This window comes from Streptomyces sp. NPDC104202 (assembly GCF_055584185.1).
The window spans coordinates 21473-27991 of the sequence record NZ_JBVJMN010000083.1 but is presented as its reverse complement, the minus strand read 5'-3'; the positions used below and the strand labels follow the sequence as shown (position 1 = coordinate 27991).

At 76.5% G+C, this 6519-nt stretch carries 5 protein-coding genes; all 5 read left to right on the top strand.

The features are described from left to right. Positions 1-207 precede the first annotated feature (207 nt). The 5 genes from ACZ60W_RS34085 (at position 208) to moeZ (ending at position 6482) form a co-directional block, all read left to right on the top strand. Complete coding sequence (locus tag ACZ60W_RS34085; protein WP_469759278.1) at positions 208-1911, top strand: glycosyltransferase; 1704 nt, start codon at positions 208-210, stop codon at positions 1909-1911. Positions 1912-1924: 13 nt separating this feature from the next. Then, positions 1925-3343: a hypothetical protein gene (locus ACZ60W_RS34080; protein ID WP_469759277.1), complete on the top strand. Its 1419-nt coding sequence runs from the start codon at positions 1925-1927 to the stop codon at positions 3341-3343. Positions 3344-3534: 191 nt separating this feature from the next. Next, positions 3535-4506, top strand: a complete 972-nt coding sequence (locus tag ACZ60W_RS34075) for an NAD-dependent epimerase/dehydratase family protein (protein ID WP_469759276.1) — start codon at positions 3535-3537, stop codon at positions 4504-4506. After that, complete coding sequence (locus ACZ60W_RS34070; protein WP_469759275.1) at positions 4494-5240, top strand: spherulation-specific family 4 protein; 747 nt, start codon at positions 4494-4496, stop codon at positions 5238-5240. The genes ACZ60W_RS34075 and ACZ60W_RS34070 overlap by 13 nt, the downstream gene beginning before the upstream one ends. A gap of 63 nt (positions 5241-5303) precedes the next feature. After that, positions 5304-6482 (top strand): adenylyltransferase/sulfurtransferase MoeZ, encoded by a 1179-nt coding sequence (gene moeZ, locus ACZ60W_RS34065; RefSeq protein ID WP_366307331.1) that lies wholly within the window; start codon positions 5304-5306, stop codon positions 6480-6482. Positions 6483-6519: the final 37 nt, after the last annotated feature.

Here is a 6519-nt window from a genome sequence, read left to right as displayed (position 1 = left end):
CTCTCCGTGTTACCGTGTTGGGGGGGCTAGAGGGGGGCAGACCAAAACCCCCCCCCCCCCCCCCCCCCCCCCCCCCCCCCCCCCCCCCCCCCCCCCCCCCCCCCCCCCCCCCCCCCCCCCCACCACCGGTATCTCCGCTTACGTTCGTCCCGCTGCGAGTCGCCGGGCCAACGGTGGCCGCCGTCAAGGGAGATCGGGGGTGCGCTCGTGCGGATCGGACTGCTCACGGAGGGTGGCTACCCGTACGCCACCGGTGAGTCCGGGCCCTGGTGCGACCGGCTCGTACGCGGGCTCGGGCAGCACCAGTTCGACCTCTACGCGCTGGGCCGCCCCGGCTCCTCGCCGCTCCTCCCCGCGAACGCCCGCGTCGTGCGCACCGCCGACCTCGACGGCCCCGACGGGGCCGGCCTGCCCCGGCACCGCCTCGAACGCGCCGTGCTCGGCGCCGGACGTGCGGGCCGCCGGGCCTACGGCCGGCGCGAGCGGCGGCACTTCACCGACGCCCTCCACGCCCTCGCCACCGGCCTGTGCGCCGAGGACCCGGCGGAAGCGGGAGCCGCGACCGCCGCCGGCGACGCCGAGCCGGCGGCCGGAACCGGCGCGGCCTCCTTCGCCGCCGGGCTCTACGCGCTCGCCGAACTCGCCCGCGAACGGGGCGGACTGCCCGGCGCGCTCCGCTCCGACGACGCCGTCCGCGCCCTGGAGACCGCGTGCCGCGCCCCCGGCGCACGCCGGGGCGCGGCCGCCGCCGGCCTCGCCGACCACCTCGCCTTCGCCGACCACCTGGAGCGGGCCCTGCGCCCCCTCTCCCTCGACTGGTACACCGAGGACACGCTCGGCTCGGCCGACCTCTGCCACGCCGCCGCCGGAGGCACCACGGCCCTCCCCGGCCTGCTGGCCAAACGCTTCTTCGGCACCCCGCTGCTCGTCACCGAGTACGGCGTCCGGCTCCGCGCCCACTACCTCTCGGCCGCGGGCGCCGACCGCTCCGCCCCGCTGCGGGCCCTCCTCGCCGCCCTCCACGGACGGATCGCCGCCGAGACCTACCGGCAGGCCGCCCTCCTCACCCCCGGCAACGCCCACGCCCGCCGCTGGCAGGAGAAGTGCGGAGCCCCCCGCGACCGCGTCCGCACCGTCCACCCCGGCATGGCCGCCGACCGCTTCGCCGAGGTCGGCGAGGACGAGGAGAGCGGCGACCCCGCCACCCTCGTCTGGGTCGGCCGCGTCGAGCCCGCCAGGGACCTGATCGCCCTCCTCCACGCCTTCGCCGAGATCCGGGCCCGGCAGCCCGACGCCCGGCTGCGGATCGTCGCCGTGCCCTTCCGCGAACCGGGCGCCGGCGCGTACCTGACGCACTGCCGCGGGCTCGCGGCCCAGCTCTTCCCCGACGAGGCCACCGGGGCGCACGCCGTCGGCGAGAACCCCGTCACCTTCGAGGAGCTCGGCGGCCCCGAGGCTCCCACCCTGGAGGACGTCTACGCCTCCGGCGCGGTCGTCGTCCTGTCCAGCGTCGTCGAGGGCTTCCCGGCCAGCCTCGTGGAGGCCATGTTCTGCGCGCGGGCCACCGTCTCCACCGACGTCGGCGCCGTCGTCGAGATCATCGGCGGCACCGGCCTCGTCGTCCCCCCGCGCAACCCCCGGGCCCTCGCCGACGCCTGCCTCGCGCTCCTGCGCGACCCCGAGCGCCGCCACCGGCTCGGCGCGGCGGCCCGCGCCCGCGCCCTCGAACTCTTCACCGTCGAGCAGAACCTCGCCGCCTTCCGCGGCATCTACCTCGAACTCCTCTCCCACACGCCGGTGCGCCACCGCCTCGGGGACGGCGTGCCCTTCGCCCACCCCGCCGAGGCCCACGTGCCCGGCAGCTGGACGCACACCGCCCTGACCGCGGGCGCGGGAGGCCCCGATGCCTGAAGGAGGCACCCCCATGCGCGGCCCCGCCGCCCCGACGAGCCCCGGAGCCTGGGACGCCCGCTCCGAGGCCCTCCTCGGCGCGCCCGCCCTCACCCCGCCGGCCGCCGCCGACCCGGGGGCCGCCGTGACCGGCCTCGACCTGCGCGCCCCCGACGTCCCGGACCCGGCCGCCCCGGCCGGGCCCGCCGCCCCCGTGGACGCCGCCCCGGCCGGGATAGCCCCCTCGCCGGAGACGGCCCCGCCGACGCTTCCCGGACCCGCCGCATCCCGGCCCGCGGGCCCGTCCGGAGACCGCCCCGACGCCCCGGTCGGCGGCGCGGCCTGGCGGACGCGACCGCCGGCCGCGGCCCGCCCCGGCGAACGCGCCCCCGCGCCCGCGGCCCCCGCCGCACCCCGGCCCCGGCGCGGCCAGGCCGACCCCGTCAAGGTGCTCATGCACCGCCACCGGGAGCTGTGCGAGCGGGCCGTGGACCCGCTGGAGATCGCCGCCGGCCTCGAGGCGCAGGGGTTCACCGACCGGACCGCGGCGCGGTTCCGGCACCGGGACGTGTTCTCCCTGGCGGAGGAGCTGTACGCGCGCGTGCCGCGCGGACAGGGGAAGGCCGCGCCCGCGGCCGGACCGGAACCCGACCGCGCCCCCTGGGCGCTCGCCGTCCTCGCCCCCGGCGCCGTCGCGGGCCTCGCCGGCATCGCTCTCGCCTTCGCCTACGGAACCCTGCGGACCGCCGTCGCCGCCGTCGCGGTACCGGCTCTCGCCGCCGCGCTGGTGCTCGCCGTCCGGCGCGGACCCTTCCGGGTCCCGGACGGAAGCGCCGTGCCCGCCGCCCGGCTCTGGACGCTCTGGCTCCTGGCGTACGCCGTCGGCGGCGACGGACTCCTCGCCCAGGTCCTCAGCGGCGGCCCCGACGGCGGCTGGGACCTCGACCCCCACCCGCTCCTCGGGCTCGCCCTGGCCGTGGCCCCCGCGGCCTGGTGCGCGCACCTCTTCGCGAGCCGGGCCCGCCTGCGGATCTCCGAGAGCCGCGGCCTCGCCGACTTCGCCGCCGCCGTCCGGCCGCTCCTCCTCGGCACCGTCGCCCTCCAGCTGCTCGCCCTCGCCGCGCTGCTCGCCCTCACCGGCTTCAGCCCCGGCGCCCTCGCCCTCGGCGCGCTCCTCCTGCTCGCCCGGCTCCTCACCGTCCACGGCTTCCCCGAGACGGCCTCAGCCGCCCTCGCCGCCGCCGCGGCGGCCGAGGTCCTCGCCCTCGCGAGCGTCCTCGCCGCCCGGGTCCCGCTCCCCGGCTTCGACGGGCTCGCCGCCCCGGTGCGCGCCCTCGCCGACGCCTGGGGCCCCGGGGCCGTGCCCACCCTCGTCTGCGGCGCCGCCGCGCTCGGGCTGCTGGCCCACGCGTCCGGCGCCCTCGTCCGGGCCTCCGCCCACGCCACCCCGTGAAGACCCCCGAGAGACCGGGAGGCCCGTCGGGGCCGACACCCCGCCGGGCCTCCCCCCGCACCACCCCGCTCCCGCGGAGCCGACGCCGCGGGCACGTCCCGCCCCCACCCCCCTCATCACCCCGCAAGGAGACCGAAGACCATGACCCGTCAACCCCCAGCACCGGCCGGTCGGCACGAAGGGGCCGCACGATGAGGGTGCTGCTGCTCGGAGCCAACGGCTTCATCGGACGCTTCGTCGCCGACCGGCTGCTCGCCGACCCGGCCGTCCACCTCACCGCCCTCGGCCGCGGCGACGACGCCGACGTCCGCTTCGACCTCGCCTCCGGCAGTCCGGGCGCGCTGACCCGCTTCCTGGACGCCGTCCACCCGGGGGTCGTGGTCAACTGCGCGGGCGCCACCCGCGGCGGCGCCCGGGAACTGACCCGGCACAACACCGTCGCCGTCGCCACCGTCTGCGAGGCCCTGCGCCGCAGCGGCTGCGGCGCCCGCCTCGTCCAGGTCGGCTGCGCATCGGAGTACGGGCCGAGCCAGGCCGGCTCCTCCACGGCCGAGGACGCGGTGCCGCGCCCGGGAGGCCCGTACGGGGTGTCGAAGCTGGCCGCCACCGAACTCGTCCTCGGCTCCGGCCTCGACGCGGTCGTCCTGCGGGTCTTCTCGCCCGTCGGCCCCGGCACGCCCGCCGGCTCCCCGCTCGGCCGGCTCGCCGAGGCGATGCGCCGGGCCATGCAGGCCGGCGACGGCGAGCTCAAGCTCAGCGGCCTCGGTGTGCAGCGCGACTTCGTCGACGTGCGGGACGTGGCCCGGGCCGTGCACGCGGCCTCGCTCTCCGCCGCGCAGGGCGTGGTGAACATCGGCACCGGCCGCGCGGTCCGGCTCCGCGACGCCGCCGCCGTCCTCGCCCGGGTGGCCGGCTACTCCGGCAACCTCCACGAGCTGGACGCCCCGCACGGCCTGGCGCAGCGCCCGATGATCGGCGCGCCCCGCACCGAGGGGACCATCGCCGACCAGCTCGCCTCCGCGCCGTACCCGTACCCCGACGGCTGCGGTCCCTGGCAGCAGGCCGACGTCCGCACCGCCCGCGACCGGCTGGGCTGGCGGCCCCGGATCAACCTGGAGGAGTCGCTCGCGGACATCTGGATGGAGGCGGCGTGTCGCATCTGACGACGACCACCGCCACGGGGGCCGTCCAGGCGCTCGGCGTGGGCGTCCCCGGCTACGCCCACCCGCTGCTCGCCCCGGTCGAGTGGGCCGAGCTGACCCGTCCCGGGACCCCGGTGCACTGGGCGGTGCTCAACGTCGCGGAAGGGCCGGGCAGCCGGCCCGACCCGCACTGCCTGGAGGCGGCGGGCAAGCTCCGCAACGCCGGGGTCAGGGTCCTCGGGCACCTGGACGCCGACCACGGCCGGCGGCCCTTCGGGGAGCTCGTCTCGGACGCCCACCGCTTCCTCGACTGGTACAAGGTGGGCGGCTTCTACCTGGACCGGGCCCCCGCGGACCGGGCCGACCTGGCCGGGACGCGGCGGGTCACGGCGACCCTGGAGGCGATCCTCGGCGGGGAGGCCCATCTGGTCCTCGGCCACGGCACCCCTCCGCATCCCGGCTACGCCGAGGCCGCCGACCAGCTCGTGACCTTCTCCGGCCCCTGGGTGGACTACCGCTGGTCCCAGGTGGCGGAGTGGACCGCCGACTACGCGGAGTCGAAGTTCGTCCACCTGGTGCACGGCGTCCCGCGCACGCACCTGGAGGAGGCCCTGCGGGTGGCCCGCTGGCAGGGCGCGGGGACGATCTTCTTCACCGACCGCCCGGGTGGCCCGGGACAAACCGCGCCATTCCACTCGCTGCCCGGCTACTGGGACGAAATCGTCTCGCGGATCGGACCGGGTGTCTCGGAATGAGGAGGGGCGTGGCAGTGTTACGGGGAGAACAACCGTACTGACATACCGACAACCGGAGTCCCCGTGTCGCTGCCACCCCTGGTCGAGCCGGCTGCCGAGCTCACCGTAGACGAGGTCCGCAGGTACTCCCGCCACCTGATCATCCCGGACGTCGGGATGGACGGGCAGAAGCGGCTGAAGAACGCCAAGGTGCTGTGTGTCGGCGCCGGCGGCCTCGGCTCGCCGGCGCTGATGTACCTGGCCGCCGCCGGCGTGGGCACGCTCGGCATCGTGGAGTTCGACGAGGTCGACGAGTCGAACCTCCAGCGCCAGATCATCCACAGCCAGGCCGACATCGGCCGCTCCAAGGCGGCGTCGGCGCGCGACAGCGTGCTCGGCATCAACCCGTACGTCAACGTGATCCTTCACGAGGAGCGGCTCGAGGCCGACAACGTGATGGAGATCTTCGGCCAGTACGACCTGATCGTCGACGGCACCGATAACTTCGCCACCCGCTACCTGGTGAACGACGCCTGCGTGCTGCTGAACAAGCCGTACGTCTGGGGCTCGATCTACCGGTTCGACGGCCAGGCATCGGTCTTCTGGTCCGAGTACGGCCCCTGCTACCGCTGCCTCTACCCGGAGCCCCCGCCGCCGGGCATGGTCCCGTCCTGCGCCGAGGGCGGCGTCCTGGGCGTGCTGTGCGCGTCCATCGGCTCCATCCAGGTCACCGAGGCCATCAAGGTCCTCGCCGGCGTGGGCGACCCGCTGGTCGGCCGCCTGATGATCTACGACGCCCTGGAGATGCAGTACCGCCAGGTGAAGGTCCGCAAGGACCCGAACTGCGCCGTCTGCGGCGAGAACCCGACCGTCACCGAGCTCATCGACTACGAGGCCTTCTGCGGCGTCGTGTCCGAGGAGGCCCAGGAGGCGGCGCTCGGCTCGACGATCACTCCCAAGCAGCTCAAGGAGTGGATCGACGAGGGCGAGAACATCGACATCATCGACGTCCGCGAGCCGAACGAGTACGAGATCGTCTCGATCCCGGGCGCGCGACTGATCCCGAAGAACGAGTTCCTGATGGGCACCGCCCTCCAGGACCTCCCGCAGGACAAGCGGATCGTCCTGCACTGCAAGACGGGTGTCCGCAGTGCGGAGGTCCTCGCGGTGCTCAAGTCCGCGGGCTTCGCGGACGCGGTCCACGTCGGCGGCGGCGTGATCGGCTGGGTCCACCAGATCGAGCCCGAGAAGCCGGTCTACTAGGACACCCCGCCCCCTCGGCACCGTGAAGGGCCCGGAC

What these genes read in the sequence shown, in the direction of transcription:
- ACZ60W_RS34080 (WP_469759277.1), top strand. Translation starts at nt 1,925, where the DNA reads ATGCGCGGCCCCGCCGCCCCGACGAGCCCCGGAGCCTGGGACGCCCGC.
- ACZ60W_RS34075 (WP_469759276.1), top strand. Translation starts at nt 3,535, where the DNA reads ATGAGGGTGCTGCTGCTCGGAGCCAACGGCTTCATCGGACGCTTCGTC.